The organism is Priestia sp. RMT2NF4 (genome assembly GCF_047872835.1).
GTDB classification, from domain to species: Bacteria; Bacillota; Bacilli; order Bacillales; family Bacillaceae_H; genus Priestia; species Priestia zanthoxyli.
On record NZ_JBLQZO010000001.1, the window covers coordinates 1,584,541 to 1,600,201 of the forward strand.

Consider the following 15,661-nt stretch of genomic DNA (forward strand, 5'->3'; position numbering starts at 1 on the left):
AAAACAAGTTATAAATGAATAACGATTCATGGTTTTTTGATATAATACCACTATCTTACATATAATCCGTATACAATCATAATCGCCGCATCCGCTAGCGCATGACTAATAACTGCCGCTTCGGCCCCATATCGCTCCCTTATACACGCCCACATTATACCTGCTAAAAAAACGCCTGCAGCCGAGATCCAATTAAAAGGAAACGCAAAAACGGGCAGAACAATAAACAGGTGATAAAGCGTATAAAAGCTTGATGTAACAATGGTTGAAGTAGTTAAGGACAGATGCTTCTTCACTTTATTCTGCATATAGACTCGCCAATACATTTCTTCTAAATAAGGGTTAATAAAAATCAAAATGACGGCTAAAATGATAACTTTCCATCCGCTAAATCCCCATATTTGCAAAACCGCTTGCATATCTTCTACATGAAAGATTTTACCAGAAAAAAACAAGCTGCTTCCAATTATCGCAGCGGCACATAGAATTCCGCTGAGAGTTCCCACATACAGAGATTTCTTTGTAAGCGCTACCTTAAAGTTAATTTTATTATTCGCATATAAAATCATAAACATCCAGCCGTAAAAGCAAACAAATGTTACCAACACATTTTGGATAAGCCACAAACCGAAAAAAACAAAGATTGTAGGCATGAACAGCAAAAACAAAAATTTTATCACGTTTATGGCGCACCTTCTTTAAAAGCCGCTTTTCTTTTACCAAGTAAACCTTTCGTCTTCAAAAGGTTTACTATCTTTTATCTTATAAAAGTCCAGTGGTATTTTCAATTATTTTTTAATTCTTGCTCCAGCTCGCGAAGACTTTCTGCCAGCTTTTTCTTTTCTTTTTCAAAGTGAGCATCGTCTTTAAAAGCTGAAGCTAAAGGCGCTGCCTCTTTATTTTCTCTTAGCCAATCCGGCGTCAATTCTCTGCGAACGACACGCTTTTTATTGACGTAGGAAATCGGCTTTTCAGTCTGTTGACTCGCTAGCGTACGCTGTGATGTTACATAATGCTTATGAAAAAGATGCTGTTTGATATAGGCAAACGCTCGAATAGTATCACCGCTGTATTTAGGCACGTAGTGATCGAATGCTTCATGCAGTCCTGATAGCGCCGTTTCTAGTGGTATTTCGCTTTTTGCGACTTCGTACATATGCTTTAAATCACTGGCTGAAGGATACATCCCTCGGTTTCTTCTAGCGATAAAAGCGCCTTCTAACGTTTGAGCGTAAGTGTCATGCGCGTCTTCTTCTTTTTTTATTTGAGTTGTATTTTCTGCTGTAGTCTCTGTTAATGACGCCTTCACTGTGACCGGCTCCGCTGCTTCAATTTGACTAGCCCTTTCTGTCAAATTGACATCTTCGAGCTCTTCAAATTCATCGCTTGGCATAAGCTTTTCTAATTGCTCATAATCAATTCTATACCAAACCGTATTATTAAATTTAGAGCGGTTGTATTTTCCTTTTATAATTAACCCTTCTTTTTCAAGCTTTGAAATGATGCGTTGAATCGTTGAAAGCGACCAAAACGGAAACTGCTGCAGCCACTGCTGATTGGTATTGTATACCCACGTATATCCGTCCTGCACGTTTACGCTTTTTTCAAGCCAGTAGTGAAGCTGCTGAAGAAACAGCGCTCCGTTCACTCCTACTTTGACTGCAAGCGCCGGCAGTACAAGTAACGGCTGATCTTTTAATAATAATTTACTCATTACGTCATCTCCTTTGTTATGTAAAATAGCTACTATATATATACAAAGAAAACGGAAAAACGGGGATACCACCTTTAAATTTATGTTAAAATATAGAAAAAAACGAGGTGAGCAGATGATACGTCAAGGGAGAATTGGTGATGAAGCGGGCATTGCCCACGTACACGTAGAAAGCTGGAAATCGACTTATAAAGGACTTTTTCCGGATTCTTTTTTACATTCGTTGAACGCTGAAAAACGAAAAGCCATCTGGAAAAAGCAGCTGGAATCAAATTCTGTTTTCGTTGCAGAAGAAAACGGTCAAATCGTAGGCTTTGCTTCTTATGGTAAAGAAAGAACCAACAAGCATCCTTCCTATACCGGAGAACTGTATGCCATGTATTTACTCACAGAGCATCAGCGAAAAGGAATTGGCAAAGCGCTTATGCATAAAATAGCGCAAGAGCTTGTAGACCGTGATATACATACGATGCTCACATGGGCTTTTGAACAAAACGGCGCCTGTCAATTTTATGAAGCGCTTGGCGGAAAAAGAATCGATCGCGCTGACGTTATCATTGATGGTACATCTCTATCTGAAGTGGCTTTTGGGTGGGACACACTTGAAAATTTGTAGGACAACTCTCTGGACAGATTTTTTTCTTCACGGTAAACTGTTTAGTTGGTATAAAAAGAAAGGATGACTTACCGTGACGAATTCTACTTATCGAAACATTATTTTGCTCGTTCTTTGCGTAACAGCAGGTATTGTGGATGTAATTGGCTACTTAAGCCTTGGCCATATCTTTACTGCAAATATGACGGGAAACATCGTGCTGCTTGGGTTAGCAATCGGAAACTCGCTTGAAACAACTGTTTTTCATTCCCTCACAGCTTTAGGAGGTTTTATTGTAGGAGTTGTAGGAGCTGCAATCCTAGTTGGAAACAAAGAAAAAACGTTTTGGCCTAAAGCCGTAACGATTGCCCTTGGAATAGAAGGATTGATTTTACTTGTTTTTGCACTTTTATCTTCGTTTTCTCCTTCTTTACACTTAACTTACTTATTTATTTTCTTATTAAGCTCAGCAATGGGTCTTCAAACAACGGCCGCTCGAAAGCTTGGCGTAGCCGGAATTTCTACAACTGTATTAACAGGGACGCTTGCTAACTTCTTTGAAGACGTAACGGCACGTTTTCGCAGCTCTCGCTACCGCAAAACGTTTAACACCGATGCGATTCTTCGCGCGCTGTCTCTTGTGCTTTACTGCTTTGGCGCTGTTATCGCCGCACTTGCAGAGCCAGCTTATAAATTTGAAATTATTTGGCTGCCAATTGTGATTCTATTAGCCATTATCATTTTTGTCAGCACAAAGTTTCGCTCTGATTCAGAAAAATAATAATAAAAGACCCGTTTCGATAAAGAAACGGGTCTTTTATTTTCCGGATAGTGCCGCTAACACGCCAAAAATAATGGCGACCACAGGTCCTACAATAAATAGTCCAATTAAAATCGATCGTATAGCTTCCCATAGAAACCATAAAGGGCCTTGCTTAGACTCTGCTTCTTTCACTCTTTTCTCTAGGTGTTCAACTCTTTGCTGAAGCTTCGCTAATTCCTGCGTAACATCTATTTGTTCGCTCATCGCTCAAGCTCCTTTTTACTCTACATTACCATATACTTCCTTACCAAAACTACTATTTATTTGTGATCACTTCAATGCCGATTTCGCGATAAGCATTTAACACGGTTTCGTTCACATGTTCTTCTGTAATGAGCCAATCTAGTGAGTTGGCTGAGCTGAACGTGTACGTTGAAGACGTATTGAGTTTTTTAGCTGTTACAATAGCCGCTACTTCACTCGCGCTTTTTATCATTTGACTTTTGATGTGCATTTCTTCAAGCAAAGGAATGCTCATACCGATTTTAGGATCGATTGCGTATACGCCTAAAAAACAAAGATCCGCTCGAATTTGCTTAAGCGTATCAACCACGCTTTGTCCTACCGTGACCATCGATTCTTTTCGAAACGTTCCTCCTAGAGAAACAACTTCTACAAAGTCATGTTCCGCTAGTGCAACGGTAATTAACGGACTGTTTGTAATAACCGTAACGTTTAAATTCTTTGGAAAAGCTTTGACGAGCTGAATATTTGTTGTACTTCCGTCCATCAAGAGCACCTGCCCGTCTTTAATTAACGGAAGCGCCGCAACGGCAAGTGAATGCTTAACATCCATCAATTCACGTTTACGCTCTTTGTAATCAACCGCAGACGTGGAACGCGGAAGCGCTCCTCCGTGTACGCGCTGCAGCAGACCAAGCGCATCCATTTCCCGCAGGTCTCTGCGGATTGTATCTTCTGAAACGTTCAGCGTTTGGCTAAGCGTCGTAGCTACAATGCGCCCTTCTTTTTCAAGCAAATTCATAATTTGTTTGCGTCTTTCTTGTTTTAACATTGCTTGTTCACCTGTTTTCTTTCTGCTTTTTACTTTATTATACTTGTTTCTTTTGTAAAAACAATGTAAAAACGCTTGATTATCAGTGTTTTTTCGTTTATTGTAGGATAAACAAGATAAAACAAGCAAAAACACGTAATAATAGTCAAAGGGAGAGATAGTTTATGAAGATGATTTTTACAGACTTAGATGGAACTCTTTTAAATAGCAGCAGTGAAATTAGCACAATTAATGCAGAAGCAATTAAAAAAGCGCAAAAACACGGAGTTGAAGTCGTGGTTGCTACGGGGCGCGCTTATTTCGACGTGCAGGAAATTTTAAAAAAAGCTGAGCTTTCCAACCTTTGGGTGATTGCCGCAAACGGAGCGACTATTCATGACCCGGACGGACAGCTCAGACATTCTGTTCCAATTGATGCCCATCACGTAAAAGAAGCGCTTCAGTGGCTGGATGCAAACGAATTTTATTATGAAGTGTTTGCTGAACATGCCATTTATACGCCAAACTCAGGCCGTGAGCTGCTGGCCATTGAAATTGACCGAGTAAAAAGCGCCAATAAAAACGTGGACGAAGAAAGACTTCATCACGCGGCGGCTAAGCAGTACAGCCAAACGGGATTTGCCTTTGTTGCATCGTATGAAGATATTTTAAATACAAACGCTGAGCTTTATAACGTATTGGCCTTTTCATTTGATGATGAAAAACGAAAAAAAGGCTGGGATCACTTTAGCAAGCAGCACGACATGACCCTTGTCTCTTCCGCTGATCATAACTTTGAACTTGAACACAAAGACGCCTCAAAAGGAAACGCATTAAACTACGTTGTAAAAGAGGTTGGCGCTTCTCTTCACGATACCATTGCCATTGGAGACAGCTTTAACGACGTATCGATGCTGCAAAGAGCTGGAAAAGGAATCGCTATGGCAAATGCGCATGCAGAAATTAAAGCACTAGCTGATGACGTTACATTAACAAACGATGAAAACGGAGTAGCTTCCGTTATTGAAAACGTGTTAGAAACGCAGCTAAAAGCACATTAAAAAAACGCTTGGCGTATGCCAAGCGTTTTTAAATGGTCATGCGATAAAGACCGACAAACCAGCTGAATAGCGCAACGAAAAACAGCAGCCACGCGCTGGTTTTCTTTCTTTTTTGCCACTCAATTGCTCCTAAAACTAGCATCGTTAAGCCTAGAAGTATATTTAAAAGCGAAAGGAACTGGTCATTGTGGGTGAGCATCATATAAAGAGCCAGTCCAACGGTAATAATTGAAAAAATAAGCTGTAATGCTTTTAACAAAAAATCTCTTCTTACTTGTAATTCACTTCTTCGTTTACACACGTCACTAAAGGCTTTTTCTCAAGGCCTAAAAGCAGGTTCTGTACGGCTAGATCTGCCATTCGATTGCGCGTTTCGTACGTAGCGCTTCCAATATGCGGCGTTACTAGCACATTTGAAAGCTGCAGCAGCTTGTGATCTGCCGGAAGCGGCTCTGGGTCTGTTACGTCCAGTGCGGCATACGCAATTTCTTCATTTTTCAGCGCTTCGTACAGTGCTTCCGTGTCCACTAATCCTCCGCGCGCTGCGTTCACAAAATACGCGCTGTTTTTCATAGCTTTAAATTCCACTTCTCCAAACATGCCTTTGCTTTCATTTGAAAGCGGCACTAAGCATACGATACAGTCAGCTGTGTGAAGCAGTTCTTCAAGCGAAAGGTATACGGCATCAAGCACTTTTTCTGCTTCATGCTTGCGGCTTCGGTTGTGGTAAACGATGTTCATCCCCGATGCCTTTGCTCGTCTGGCAACGGCGCTTCCGATATCGCCCATTCCAACAATACCAAGCGTTTTTCCAAATAAATCAACGCCAAATACCGTTTCCCAGTTTCCTTGTTTCACTTTTTCATAGCCTTCATGAATGCGGCGAGCTGCTGACAATAAGAGACCAAACGTTAAATCAGCCGTCGCTTCTACTAACACGCCCGGCGTATTGCTAAACGGCACGCCTTTTTTGGTACACGCTTCGACATCTACACTGTCATACCCTACGCCTGATTGAGAAATAACGCGCAGGTTCGGGGCTGCTTCTAACAGCTCTTCATCTACTGTAATGTGGCCGATATTAAAAAAGCCGTCAGCATCACGAAGCCAGTCGCGCAGCGTTTCTTGTGGAATCTTCCCTTCTCCTTCCCACATTTGAATATCGCAATGCTCCGCTAGCTTTTCATAAGCATTTGGCCACGTTTTTCCAGACATAACAACTTTGTATTTCCCCATGTGTATCTCTCCTTTTCCTTGTTCACTCATATGTATGAATAGAAACTAGCTATTCTATCATAAGCCTACTATAAAGATGAAACTTTTTCCATTCAGTAATCGTATTTATAGTAAGGGGGAATACGAATGTTTGAAGATGAAATGATATTTGAAGATGATCCGTCCGGAGATGACATTGTTTTTGAAGGTGATGCTGACCTAAGCGGAGGCGCTTTTTTTCCAGACGATGCGTTATTTAACGGAATGCCTACGTTTGTTATGTTATTTTTTGTTATTGTTATTGGTATTTTCTTATTTTCTATTTTTAAAGGAATCAGCACGTGGAGCAAAAATGAGCAGTCTCCCCGTCTATCTGTAAAAGCAAAAATTACGGGCAAACGGACAAACGTCCAGCACCACAACAGTCACGCTCACGAACATCACCACTCTCATACGTCTACAACTTACTACGTAACCTTTCAATTTGAAAGCACCGACCGCTCTGAATTTACTGTTTCAGGCAGCCAGTACGGCAAGCTTGCAGAAGGAGACGAAGGAATACTGACGTTTCAAGGAACTCGTTTTTTGGATTTTCAAAGAAATCTCAGTGAAGAACATACAGATGCTTAGCTTATGACCTCGTGCTTTTAGAGGTCTTTTTTACTGTAATGGAGCATTCATATAGCCAATGACCTAATTGTGCCCTTTTTGCATTGTAGAAGAACGTTAACCAACGTAAAAACATACCGTGTAACACATTCATTTAAGCAGGCAGGTGATTTTATGTATTCTCCTTATTCAGGCAGCGGTATCTACTACGGACATTACGGAGAGGCCCCTCATTCGCACCCTATTCAAACAATACTGACGCAATACTGGCACGAAACCCACTATCCAGGCCCACACAAAAAATATGTTCACGTGTATTATCTCAACCCATCTTCTCTTCATTATTATCCAGCCTATCGAACATTTTTGTAAAAAATTGGTGATTTTCGGACTTTTATATTGTAAAATTAATCCATATACTTTTAATTTGGAAAGGAGGTTAACAAACAGTGCGTAATTCTACAGCAAAAAATAGTGTGGCGATCACCACTTTGCTTTCCGCCCTATTTTTCTGCTCTATCATAGTTCTTGCTTCGCTTTCTCCTCTAGCAGATTCTGGTCCCAATGTTAACACGTTCGGTTCAGTTGGGATGTGGTTATCTCTTGGCATGATTCTATTTTTATATCTATTGCCTTTAGCATTTTATTTGCTAGGAATGCATTTCTTAAAATTTGTGATGGCTGCTTTTTGCAGCATTGGACTTTTAATCGCTGCTAGCACTCTATTACTAATGCCGGCTCTGTTTTTATTTGGACTGGAAGATTTCTCAGGAAACTTAGCTTCCATCATAGGTGTAATGATTTCTTGCTTAGGCTTACTGATTACGAATATTGTGTGGTTTGTTGCTGCGTTTAAAAGACCGTCAACTACCGTGCAGGAAAGCGTTTAAAATGGTGAAGAGGAGCAGCTACTGCTCCTCTTTTTATAGCTTGGTAGGTAAAAAGTTCAAATATATATCGAAGCAGCCTTTGTGCTTACTGTTTTTTATACATAACATCAAATTTCACTACATATTTTTATATAATGAAAGACCACTTAAACGGAAAACGATAGTAGATACGAGATTGAAAGAGGTTTTGTTTTTGGTGACGTTATTTTTAACAAATGTGCTGCTCGGTCTTTCGATTGCCCTTCCGGTTGGCACGGTGACGATTGAAATGACAAAACAAGGTTTAAAAAACGGGTTTCTTCACGGATGGGTTGTGGGACTTGGAGGCATGACGGTTGATTTGTTGCTAATTGTGCTTCTTTACTCTGGACTGGCTTCTTTTTTGTCTGCTCCTTTTATCCAGCTTGTTATGTGGCTTGTAGGGGCACTTTTTTTACTTTATATTGGCTATGACAGCATTAGACACGCGGATCATGATATAACGGCTCCTGGAGAACACGTAAAAAAGTCGTTTGCCTCTTCTTATGTGAACGGAATCTTTGTTGCGATTTCTCCGAGCAATCTCATTTTTTGGCTGAGCGTATTTGGAACGGTGCTGACAAATTCGCTTCAAGCCTCTCACTCTTTTCATTTCCTAGTGATTGCTGCCGGAATATTAACGGGAATTTTAATTCATGACCTGGGCTTAATGACAATTGTCTCTGGAACTAGAAAAGTGCTGAATCAGCTTTATATCAAATGGGTTTCTATTGCAGCTGGATGTATCTTAATTGGCTTTTCATGCTATTTTCTCTACCGATTTATCGGGAATCTGCGCATGTACTTTTAATGTTTCTACATATTTTATGATTTACTATATCCCCTCTTTATCTAGTATAGAGAGGGAATTTTTATAATCTATCAGGGACTATCAGACAAAAAGTTCACAATTTCGTCACATTTCTATTGATTTTTTTCTCTTTTTATACGAAAATATAAAAAAGGGAGGAAATATCATGAAAATCAAAAAAGCACTTCGCATCTTTATTGGATCAAACGTCCTTGTATTATTAACATTTGGCCTTCTTCCAGCACTGTTAGTTAACCCCGATATTGACCTAATTCAATCATTTATTAATTATATAGGCAAGGATTAATTCCACTTAAAATAGTCAAAATTTTCAATCTATTATTTTTATAAAAAAAGACAGCGCAGGCTGTCTTTTTTAGTAGGTTTTTTATTTAGTTGAAAACAGCTTTTTAACATCTACTTTTTGATCTTTAACAATCGTATACGTCGCTTGTTTTTTATCTTCAAAGTTAAACGCTTTTATGTAATCGTCATCGTAAATCGTTAATCCGTACGCATCTTTTCCGTTTTCAACGATTTTTACCCAGTAAGACTGGTCAAACTTTGGATCGAGTTCCTTGCTTTTTTTCACTTCTACTTTTGCTAAAAAATGTACGATTTGCTTTATCTCTTTTTTGTCATCTACTACACGTTTTCCTTCGTCCGTATCTATTTCAATACGCGTAACGTTTGCTTCCTCTACTTTTATGACGTCTTTTAACTGATAGGCTTTCCCGGTATATGTAAAATAAAATACGACGATAAATAAAAGTGCAGCTATAATAATCGTTCTTTTTTTCAAAAGGAACCTCCTTTTCTACATCACGCTGCATTCAGGTGATACACCTTTTTATTCCTCCTGTTCCGCATCCTTTTAGTACAATGCTGCTTCCTACAAGTAAACTATAGATTAATCCCGGAACAGGAAGTATTAACGTTATCATCAACAGTAACATGCCCGTACTTGTAAGAGCTACTCCTGCAGCTCGATTTTCCATTCATTTCACCGCCATCTCTTGGTGAATTTTTTATATGAAGCAATAGAAATAGTATTAATCTTCTACCTACTTATGTATTGTTCGCTTATAGGTCAGAATCGTCAACACGCCTACTAGGAAGATCGTTGCTTCACATTACCTTTTTTTAACTAACTCATGATTTATGAAATAAAAACAGCTCATCTACTGTTGCTCCCAGTTCTTGGGCCAGCTGGAAAGCCAGCGCTAAGCTTGGATCATACTTATTGTTTTCAATTGCATTAATCGTTTGTCTCGATACACCGCATACTTTCGCCAATTCATCTTGAGACATCCGCTTGACTTTACGCAGTTCTTTAATTAGATTTTCCACCATTCATCACTCATCTCTAAAATGTAAAAAACTTTTTACACCCATATCTTATATTATCTTCCTTGTTACTGTCAAATATGTTTGACAAATTAATGTCTCTTACCTATCTAAAAAAGAGATTGAGATATAACAAAATTAATTCAATCTAAAGACGAGCAAACGGGATAAATGATTGAGGATGAATCCCGCGGTTGCTTTCCGCAGGCGGCTGGTGAGCCTCCTCGTCGCTTACGCTCCTGCGGGGTCTCACCTAGTCCGCTTTTCCCGCAGGAGTCTTCGCCTTGACCTCCAACCAACCGCTAGAAGCAACGAAATAGATTAAACACATGTTCATCATCACAATAAAAAAAACCGAACGAATTTGATTCTTCATTAAGAATCTCAATTCATCGTTCGGATCTTCCTTCAACTAAAATACTTTTGTCCTGTCCACTTTTCCCTTATTGTTATACATTTGTTAAAATTAGTTAAAAACCCCTCACTTCTTACTTTTCTATAATGCCTACAACGAACAAAAACACTGCTAATGAAAGCATCCAAAAGTTTAAAACAACTCCGCCAATAATTGAATACCATTTTTTCGACATAGACGCAAAAACAATGCCCACCAGCGAAAGAATCCCCAGCACTGCAATATCGACATACATATTCACACCGGGACCTCTTCTTACCATAAAAAATGAAAAGCTGATGATTACTAGTATAAAAGAAAGCACGCCGTACTTATTCATGTAAACACCCTCACTTTTACATATTTACAATAATTATACATAATAAAGAGTAAAAAAAGCACAAATTCATTAAAAGAGAACTTGTGCTTTTTTTATATCATTTTATTTTTCGTAAAAATTAAAGCTCCTTACTCATATTAAACCACTGCACGCCTGCATGCTGGGACTGCGCAACTCCTTGATTCACATATCCGTTTTTTTCATAAAAAGGAATCAATTCTTCTTTACACGTTAAAGTCACCGTTACGCGCTGTTTGTTCCGTGCTTGTTTTTCAAACTCTTTTAGCAGCATACTGGCAATTCCTTTGTGATGATGCTTGGGGTTTACAACGATACCTAAAATACTTTGATGACCACCTGTCTCAGGGTTCGAAATCGTTTTTTCAAACAAATCATCCGTAATAAACGGAGCTGAAATGACGGGTCCGTTCACATATCCGATTATTTCTTCATTTTCTTGGGCGATGATAAACGTATCAGGAATGGTGTTGATCCGCGTGATAAATGCATCTTTTGAGGCAGCTTCTTCAGGTGTAAACCCTTTGTTTTCTAACGTAATTAATTGGTTTAAATCTTTTTCATCCACTTGTCTTATAATCATTGAAACGATTCCTCTCATTATGTATTTCTCTTTTTTCTCTAAAAGCTTCTATTATATATAACTATCTCTTTCTACTATATATAAAAACGCACAAACAAAAAAGGATTGACCTCTGCATCATACAGAATTCAACCCTACTTCGCTGTTTAATGAACGTCTTGATTATTTAATAAATGCACCAAACGGCTTGCCCACCGGAAGCACAACTCGACCATAGTGAGTATTTAATACAGCCGCGGCAGATCCATAGAATGAAAACAAAGCGATCAATAGCTCTGACACTGCTGCTAGTAAGTGCGTGTATTCATAGGCCACATCAAATGTACTTAGCGATAATCCAATAAATAAGAAATCAATTAATACAAAAATAATAAATAATACTTTATGAGTGCCCATTGCTCCAACTGTCATAAAAACGCTGAAAATCAAATAGCCGACAAAAGCAAATGCTAGCTGCTTCGGATCCGCTTCTTTTACGAGCGCTTCTCCAAATGCGCCAAGCTGAATAAGCCATGTCATAGCTACACCTAGCCAAAATAAACCGAAGGCACCAAAAGCAGTTGCGCCGAAGGTATTATTATGTTTGAAATCTTGCATAGACGCGATTAGCTGCCCTATTCCGCCTAAAAAAATTGCCCATGGCAATACCAATGAAACACCATCGGTTACCCCAAGCTTTTGAAACGATGCAACAAGTGTCACCATGGCAAGTCCGAATAGGCCTAGCGCTGATGGATCCGCTGTTACAATTTTAACGTGCTGCGTGCTGTTGTTACTCATGTTGTACCTCCCTGATTTTAAAAACACCTTTAAAAAGATACAAAAATCTACGGGAAGTGTCAATGGATATTTTTGGCCTTTAAAAAACCCATAAGACCAAGCAGTGTAGCGTTTACACTGCTTGGTCTTGACTTTCTTGTTATTAAGCGTTTTGTAATAAATTTTTTCTTGTTTGTTTTGCAGACTCAACCATCACTTTTAAAGCTTCCACCGTCTCGCTGATTCCTCTTGTTTTAAGACCGCAGTCGGGATTAATCCAAAACAATGCAGGATCAAGCACTTTTAGAGCGCGGTCAATGTTTCGTGTCAGCTCTTCAAGCTTCGGTACGCGCGGGCTGTGGATATCATATACGCCAAGTCCAATTCCCTGGTTATACGTATGTTTTTCAAACGCATAAATTAATTCACCGTGGCTTTTGGACGTTTCAATGGAAATCACGTCGGCATCAAGCGCTTTGATCGCATCAATAATCTCTTCGAATTCCGAATAGCACATATGCGTGTGAATTTGCGTCTCGTTTTGCACCGATACCGTGGCTAATTTGAACGCGTACACCGCGGCGTTCAAGTAGCTTTCCCAGTTTTCTCGTTTTAACGGCAGTCCTTCACGCAGCGCCGGTTCATCTACTTGAATCATTGAGATGCCCTGACTTTCAAGTGCTTCCACTTCTTTTCTAAGAGCAAGCGCAATTTGATTTGCCACGTCGTAGCGCGGGATATCATCACGCACAAATGACCAGTTTAAAATCGTAATCGGCCCCGTCAGCATTCCTTTAACAGGCTTATTGGTTAGAGACTGTGCGTAGACCGTTTCTTTGATCGTCATCGCCTGCTCGTACGAGACATCTCCGTAAATAAGCGGCGGCTTGACGCAGCGAGAACCGTATGATTGCACCCAGCCAAACTTCGTAAACTGAAAGCCTCCTAATTTTTCACCGAAGTATTCAACCATGTCGGTACGCTCAAACTCTCCGTGCACAAGAACATCTAAGCCGATGTCTTCTTGAATTTCAATCCATTTTTTGATTTCAGCGTTAATGTACGCTTCATATGCTTCATCGCTTAACTCTCCTTTACGCCACTTCAGACGCTCTTTTCGCACTTCTTTTGTTTGCGGAAAGCTTCCAATTGTTGTCGTTGGAAGAAGCGGCAGTTGAAACGCTTCTTGCTGAACGCGTTGACGTACGTCAAACGGCGCTTGGCGCTCTGCTTTATAGCTGTGCAGCTGCTTCAGCTCTTTTTGCACGTCTTGGTGATTTCGAAAAGATGATCCATTTAATGCTTGAATCGCCTGTTTGCTTACACTTATTTCTTTTTCAATTGCTTCTTTTCCTTGCTGCACCGCTTTTGTTAAAAGCGTGATTTCCTTTAGCTTTTCATCTGCAAAAGACAGCGCGTTTTTTAGAATTGGCTCAATGGTTTTTTCGCTTTTCACCGTGACAGGAACATGTAATAAACTTGATGAAGGCTGCAGAATCAAACGGTCTTTTGATACGGCTTCTTCAATTTCACTGATTGTTAAAAGCTGTTCGTCCAAGTTTTCACGCCAAATGTTTCGTCCGTCAATCACTCCTGCTGCCAGCACTTTATCAGTTGGAAACCCATATTTATTAAGCGCCGTGAGATTTTCGCCTCGGTCATGTACAAAATCCAATCCAATTCCGTGAACAGGAAGAGCAACTACTTCTTTATAGTAATCTACGCTGTCAAAATACGTCTGCAAAATGACTTTTACATTCGGTGCCGCTTTTTTCAAAGCTTTATAGACTTCTTTATACAGTGCCACCTCTTCTTTTGATAGCGTTGTAGCTAAAATCGGCTCATCTATTTGTACCCACTCGACCCCTTCTGCCTCCAGCTCCGCTAAGATTGTTGCATAAAGAGGAACAAACTGTTCAACTACTTTCTTAAACTCACTTTTTTTATATCCTTTTGACAGCTTCACAAATGTTACTGGACCTAAAATAACGGGCTTGCCTTTGATATTCAGCTTTTGCTTTGCTTCTTTGTAAAATTGAAGCGGACGATTTTCTACAAGGGCAGGCGTATATTCGTCAAGCTCGGGTACGATGTAGTGATAATTTGTGTTAAACCATTTTGTCATCGTAGAAGCTACCGCACCTTTTGTTCCTCGGGCGATGTCAAAATACGTTTCAAGGGATACCGGGCCTCCGTTATATTCAAAGCGCTTTGGCACCAAACCAAACATAGCGGCTGTATCTAACACGTGATCGTATAAGCTAAAATCGCCGACTGGAATTAATTCAATTCCTGCGTCACGCTGTTTTTTTAGATGTCCTAGACGAAGAGCTTCAATTTCCTGTAGAAAGATATCTTTCTCTAGCTTTCCTGCCCAAAACTGCTCAAGCGCTTTTTTCCATTCTCGTTTTTCACCAATTCTTGGATAACCTACATTTGAACTTTTTACACTGCTCATTTTTTCCACTCCCTGTATATTTTTTTATCGCTAAACTAAAAAATCTCTCTTTTCGAAATGAAAAGAGAGATGATACGCATACTTAACTAAAGTTGAGATAGCCTGTTTTTCTCAACACGTATTCCTCACTCCTCTCTATATCCCGTAGAGCTTAAGTGCATACAACAGGCAGGTCTCCTGACTTAGGTTCATCGCTTCCTATCCCTTCCCATTTCAACATGAAACAGTGGTTAATAAGTTGCTCCCCATTACAGTGGCGGGACCGCGCCGGCTTTTCACCGGTCTTCCCTTTTAAGCTGCGTACATTCGTTACACAGCACCTGATGCATTTCTATGAAATTGTTCATTCAAAACACCTTCACATAAAATAAAAAGCCTCTCTATTATGAATAGAGAGGCATAGTATCTATGAAATCCTCTCTTATTTTTCAAAGCTGTACGCTTTGCAGGATGTAGCACCTTTTTAACAAGATTGTTAAATGGTTGCCGGGCTTCACAGGGCCAGTCCCTCCGCCTCTCTCAATAAGAGTTTTAATTGTTTATAATATTTTGAATGTAGAGTCATCTTAACACCTTACATTTATGTTGTCAAAAGAAATTTCAAAAAAATTAGTTTTCAGGAGGCGTTGACGCTAATTTTTGCCTTAATAATTTGTAATCATCTTTTCGATGTGTTTCGATCAAGTCTTTTGCTCCTTGATGATACCCTGAAGAATAAATGTACTCTACCGCCGTTTCGATAAGCATTCTCTTTTCTTCCGCACATTCTCGGTCCATTAGGGGGAACAGTCTACCTAAAAGGTCATTTAAATCTTCCTTAATAAAACGATTGAGTCCTTCTTGCATCTTTTCGTTTGCCATGATAGCTCCTCCATTTGCTGTGTATGTTCTAAGTTTCTATAAACAGGCATTTCACTGTGAATGTTAAGATAAAGTTAAGTCATTAAACAGTATATCAAGTGAATGTTTTTCTTCAATTACATATGTAATACAAATATATGACAAATATAGAGAATATATCATCATTCACTA

Annotated in this window: 23 protein-coding genes and 2 riboswitches; of the genes, 8 read left to right on the top strand and 15 right to left on the bottom strand. The window is 39.6% G+C overall.

The window, feature by feature from the left end:
• Window positions 1-50: 50 nt before the first annotated feature.
• Together ACMX9J_RS08510 and ACMX9J_RS08515 are read right to left on the bottom strand one after the other, a co-directional pair.
• Complete coding sequence (locus ACMX9J_RS08510; protein WP_416225645.1) at window positions 51-680, bottom strand: CPBP family intramembrane glutamic endopeptidase; 630 nt, start codon at window positions 678-680, stop codon at window positions 51-53.
• Between the two features lie 104 nt (window positions 681-784).
• Entirely contained in the window at window positions 785-1,714 is a 930-nt protein-coding gene (locus ACMX9J_RS08515) for a hypothetical protein (protein ID WP_416225646.1), read from the bottom strand.
• A gap of 115 nt (window positions 1,715-1,829) precedes the next feature.
• Here ACMX9J_RS08515 and ACMX9J_RS08520 point away from each other — a divergent pair, with 115 nt between their 5' ends.
• Both ACMX9J_RS08520 and ACMX9J_RS08525 read left to right on the top strand, forming a co-directional pair.
• The gene (locus ACMX9J_RS08520) at window positions 1,830-2,330 is read left to right on the top strand and encodes a GNAT family N-acetyltransferase (protein WP_416225647.1); all 501 of its coding nucleotides are present in this window, start codon (window positions 1,830-1,832) and stop codon (window positions 2,328-2,330) included.
• Between the two features lie 73 nt (window positions 2,331-2,403).
• Complete coding sequence (locus ACMX9J_RS08525) at window positions 2,404-3,090, top strand: YoaK family protein (protein ID WP_176343666.1); 687 nt, start codon at window positions 2,404-2,406, stop codon at window positions 3,088-3,090.
• Between the two features lie 36 nt (window positions 3,091-3,126).
• Here ACMX9J_RS08525 and ACMX9J_RS08530 read toward each other — a convergent pair whose 3' ends face one another.
• Window positions 3,127-3,336, bottom strand: coding sequence for a hypothetical protein (locus ACMX9J_RS08530; protein ID WP_176343665.1), 210 nt, complete (start codon window positions 3,334-3,336; stop codon window positions 3,127-3,129).
• Window positions 3,337-3,388: 52 nt separating this feature from the next.
• The gene (locus ACMX9J_RS08535; protein WP_014458988.1) at window positions 3,389-4,147 is read right to left on the bottom strand and encodes a DeoR/GlpR family DNA-binding transcription regulator; all 759 of its coding nucleotides are present in this window, start codon (window positions 4,145-4,147) and stop codon (window positions 3,389-3,391) included.
• Between the two features lie 164 nt (window positions 4,148-4,311).
• On the opposite strand from ACMX9J_RS08535, the gene ACMX9J_RS08540 reads away from it, so the two are divergent.
• The gene (locus ACMX9J_RS08540; RefSeq protein WP_028414709.1) at window positions 4,312-5,187 is read left to right on the top strand and encodes a Cof-type HAD-IIB family hydrolase; all 876 of its coding nucleotides are present in this window, start codon (window positions 4,312-4,314) and stop codon (window positions 5,185-5,187) included.
• A 28-nt stretch (window positions 5,188-5,215) separates the two neighbouring features.
• Here ACMX9J_RS08540 and ACMX9J_RS08545 read toward each other — a convergent pair whose 3' ends face one another.
• Window positions 5,216-5,446 carry a DUF3953 domain-containing protein gene (locus ACMX9J_RS08545; protein WP_049165787.1) on the bottom strand — a complete coding sequence of 77 codons (231 nt, stop codon included), beginning with the start codon at window positions 5,444-5,446 and terminating at the stop codon, window positions 5,216-5,218.
• A gap of 11 nt (window positions 5,447-5,457) precedes the next feature.
• Window positions 5,458-6,423, bottom strand: a complete 966-nt coding sequence (locus ACMX9J_RS08550) for a 2-hydroxyacid dehydrogenase (protein WP_416225648.1) — start codon at window positions 6,421-6,423, stop codon at window positions 5,458-5,460.
• 126 nt (window positions 6,424-6,549) lie between these two features.
• On the opposite strand from ACMX9J_RS08550, the gene ACMX9J_RS08555 reads away from it, so the two are divergent.
• From ACMX9J_RS08555 to ACMX9J_RS08575, 5 genes are all read left to right on the top strand, one after another.
• Window positions 6,550-7,032 (top strand): DUF2500 domain-containing protein, encoded by a 483-nt coding sequence (locus tag ACMX9J_RS08555; RefSeq protein ID WP_155009926.1) that lies wholly within the window; start codon window positions 6,550-6,552, stop codon window positions 7,030-7,032.
• A gap of 153 nt (window positions 7,033-7,185) precedes the next feature.
• Window positions 7,186-7,383 (top strand): hypothetical protein, encoded by a 198-nt coding sequence (locus ACMX9J_RS08560; protein ID WP_047750298.1) that lies wholly within the window; start codon window positions 7,186-7,188, stop codon window positions 7,381-7,383.
• A gap of 77 nt (window positions 7,384-7,460) precedes the next feature.
• On the top strand, window positions 7,461-7,901 hold the full coding sequence (locus ACMX9J_RS08565) for a DUF5391 family protein (RefSeq protein ID WP_416225649.1): 441 nt from the start codon (window positions 7,461-7,463) through the stop codon (window positions 7,899-7,901).
• Window positions 7,902-8,097: 196 nt separating this feature from the next.
• Window positions 8,098-8,730, top strand: coding sequence for a LysE family translocator (locus ACMX9J_RS08570; RefSeq protein WP_033580350.1), 633 nt, complete (start codon window positions 8,098-8,100; stop codon window positions 8,728-8,730).
• A 166-nt stretch (window positions 8,731-8,896) separates the two neighbouring features.
• The gene (locus ACMX9J_RS08575; protein WP_013058226.1) at window positions 8,897-9,037 is read left to right on the top strand and encodes a hypothetical protein; all 141 of its coding nucleotides are present in this window, start codon (window positions 8,897-8,899) and stop codon (window positions 9,035-9,037) included.
• Between the two features lie 81 nt (window positions 9,038-9,118).
• Here the strand turns inward: ACMX9J_RS08575 and ACMX9J_RS08580 are convergent, their stop codons facing one another.
• The 9 genes from ACMX9J_RS08580 to ACMX9J_RS08620 form a co-directional block, all read right to left on the bottom strand.
• Window positions 9,119-9,532 (bottom strand): DUF5301 domain-containing protein, encoded by a 414-nt coding sequence (locus tag ACMX9J_RS08580; RefSeq protein WP_416225650.1) that lies wholly within the window; start codon window positions 9,530-9,532, stop codon window positions 9,119-9,121.
• Window positions 9,533-9,563: 31 nt separating this feature from the next.
• The gene (locus ACMX9J_RS08585) at window positions 9,564-9,728 is read right to left on the bottom strand and encodes a hypothetical protein (RefSeq protein WP_168761083.1); all 165 of its coding nucleotides are present in this window, start codon (window positions 9,726-9,728) and stop codon (window positions 9,564-9,566) included.
• Between the two features lie 154 nt (window positions 9,729-9,882).
• Complete coding sequence (locus ACMX9J_RS08590) at window positions 9,883-10,083, bottom strand: helix-turn-helix transcriptional regulator (protein ID WP_034328143.1); 201 nt, start codon at window positions 10,081-10,083, stop codon at window positions 9,883-9,885.
• 137 nt (window positions 10,084-10,220) lie between these two features.
• Entirely contained in the window at window positions 10,221-10,376 is a 156-nt protein-coding gene (locus tag ACMX9J_RS08595) for a hypothetical protein (RefSeq protein ID WP_176343661.1), read from the bottom strand.
• A 189-nt stretch (window positions 10,377-10,565) separates the two neighbouring features.
• Complete coding sequence (locus ACMX9J_RS08600; RefSeq protein ID WP_416225651.1) at window positions 10,566-10,811, bottom strand: hypothetical protein; 246 nt, start codon at window positions 10,809-10,811, stop codon at window positions 10,566-10,568.
• A gap of 118 nt (window positions 10,812-10,929) precedes the next feature.
• Window positions 10,930-11,430, bottom strand: coding sequence for a GNAT family N-acetyltransferase (locus ACMX9J_RS08605; RefSeq protein WP_416225652.1), 501 nt, complete (start codon window positions 11,428-11,430; stop codon window positions 10,930-10,932).
• Between the two features lie 144 nt (window positions 11,431-11,574).
• Window positions 11,575-12,192, bottom strand: a complete 618-nt coding sequence (locus tag ACMX9J_RS08610; RefSeq protein ID WP_049165806.1) for an acetate uptake transporter — start codon at window positions 12,190-12,192, stop codon at window positions 11,575-11,577.
• A gap of 142 nt (window positions 12,193-12,334) precedes the next feature.
• The gene (metE, locus tag ACMX9J_RS08615; protein WP_416225653.1) at window positions 12,335-14,629 is read right to left on the bottom strand and encodes a 5-methyltetrahydropteroyltriglutamate--homocysteine S-methyltransferase; all 2,295 of its coding nucleotides are present in this window, start codon (window positions 14,627-14,629) and stop codon (window positions 12,335-12,337) included.
• A 149-nt stretch (window positions 14,630-14,778) separates the two neighbouring features.
• Window positions 14,779-14,968: riboswitch (cobalamin riboswitch) on the bottom strand.
• A 79-nt stretch (window positions 14,969-15,047) separates the two neighbouring features.
• Window positions 15,048-15,158, bottom strand: a riboswitch (SAM riboswitch).
• An 80-nt stretch (window positions 15,159-15,238) separates the two neighbouring features.
• Window positions 15,239-15,490, bottom strand: a complete 252-nt coding sequence (locus ACMX9J_RS08620; RefSeq protein ID WP_028414722.1) for a hypothetical protein — start codon at window positions 15,488-15,490, stop codon at window positions 15,239-15,241.
• Window positions 15,491-15,661: the final 171 nt, after the last annotated feature.

Bases quoted from the DNA above. Each gene is read 5' to 3' on its own strand.
- ACMX9J_RS08575 (WP_013058226.1), top strand. From the start codon at position 8,897: ATGAAAATCAAAAAAGCACTTCGCATCTTTATTGGATCAAACGTCCTT.
- ACMX9J_RS08520 (WP_416225647.1), top strand. From the start codon at position 1,830: ATGATACGTCAAGGGAGAATTGGTGATGAAGCGGGCATTGCCCACGTA.
- ACMX9J_RS08585 (WP_168761083.1), bottom strand. From the start codon at position 9,728: ATGGAAAATCGAGCTGCAGGAGTAGCTCTTACAAGTACGGGCATGTTA.
- metE (WP_416225653.1), bottom strand. From the start codon at position 14,629: ATGAGCAGTGTAAAAAGTTCAAATGTAGGTTATCCAAGAATTGGTGAA.
- ACMX9J_RS08540 (WP_028414709.1), top strand. From the start codon at position 4,312: ATGAAGATGATTTTTACAGACTTAGATGGAACTCTTTTAAATAGCAGC.
- ACMX9J_RS08610 (WP_049165806.1), bottom strand. From the start codon at position 12,192: ATGAGTAACAACAGCACGCAGCACGTTAAAATTGTAACAGCGGATCCA.
- ACMX9J_RS08590 (WP_034328143.1), bottom strand. From the start codon at position 10,083: ATGGTGGAAAATCTAATTAAAGAACTGCGTAAAGTCAAGCGGATGTCT.
- ACMX9J_RS08530 (WP_176343665.1), bottom strand. From the start codon at position 3,336: ATGAGCGAACAAATAGATGTTACGCAGGAATTAGCGAAGCTTCAGCAA.
- ACMX9J_RS08605 (WP_416225652.1), bottom strand. From the start codon at position 11,430: ATGAGAGGAATCGTTTCAATGATTATAAGACAAGTGGATGAAAAAGAT.
- ACMX9J_RS08535 (WP_014458988.1), bottom strand. From the start codon at position 4,147: ATGTTAAAACAAGAAAGACGCAAACAAATTATGAATTTGCTTGAAAAA.
- ACMX9J_RS08600 (WP_416225651.1), bottom strand. From the start codon at position 10,811: ATGAATAAGTACGGCGTGCTTTCTTTTATACTAGTAATCATCAGCTTT.
- ACMX9J_RS08620 (WP_028414722.1), bottom strand. From the start codon at position 15,490: ATGGCAAACGAAAAGATGCAAGAAGGACTCAATCGTTTTATTAAGGAA.
- ACMX9J_RS08560 (WP_047750298.1), top strand. From the start codon at position 7,186: ATGTATTCTCCTTATTCAGGCAGCGGTATCTACTACGGACATTACGGA.
- ACMX9J_RS08515 (WP_416225646.1), bottom strand. From the start codon at position 1,714: ATGAGTAAATTATTATTAAAAGATCAGCCGTTACTTGTACTGCCGGCG.
- ACMX9J_RS08555 (WP_155009926.1), top strand. From the start codon at position 6,550: ATGTTTGAAGATGAAATGATATTTGAAGATGATCCGTCCGGAGATGAC.
- ACMX9J_RS08550 (WP_416225648.1), bottom strand. From the start codon at position 6,423: ATGGGGAAATACAAAGTTGTTATGTCTGGAAAAACGTGGCCAAATGCT.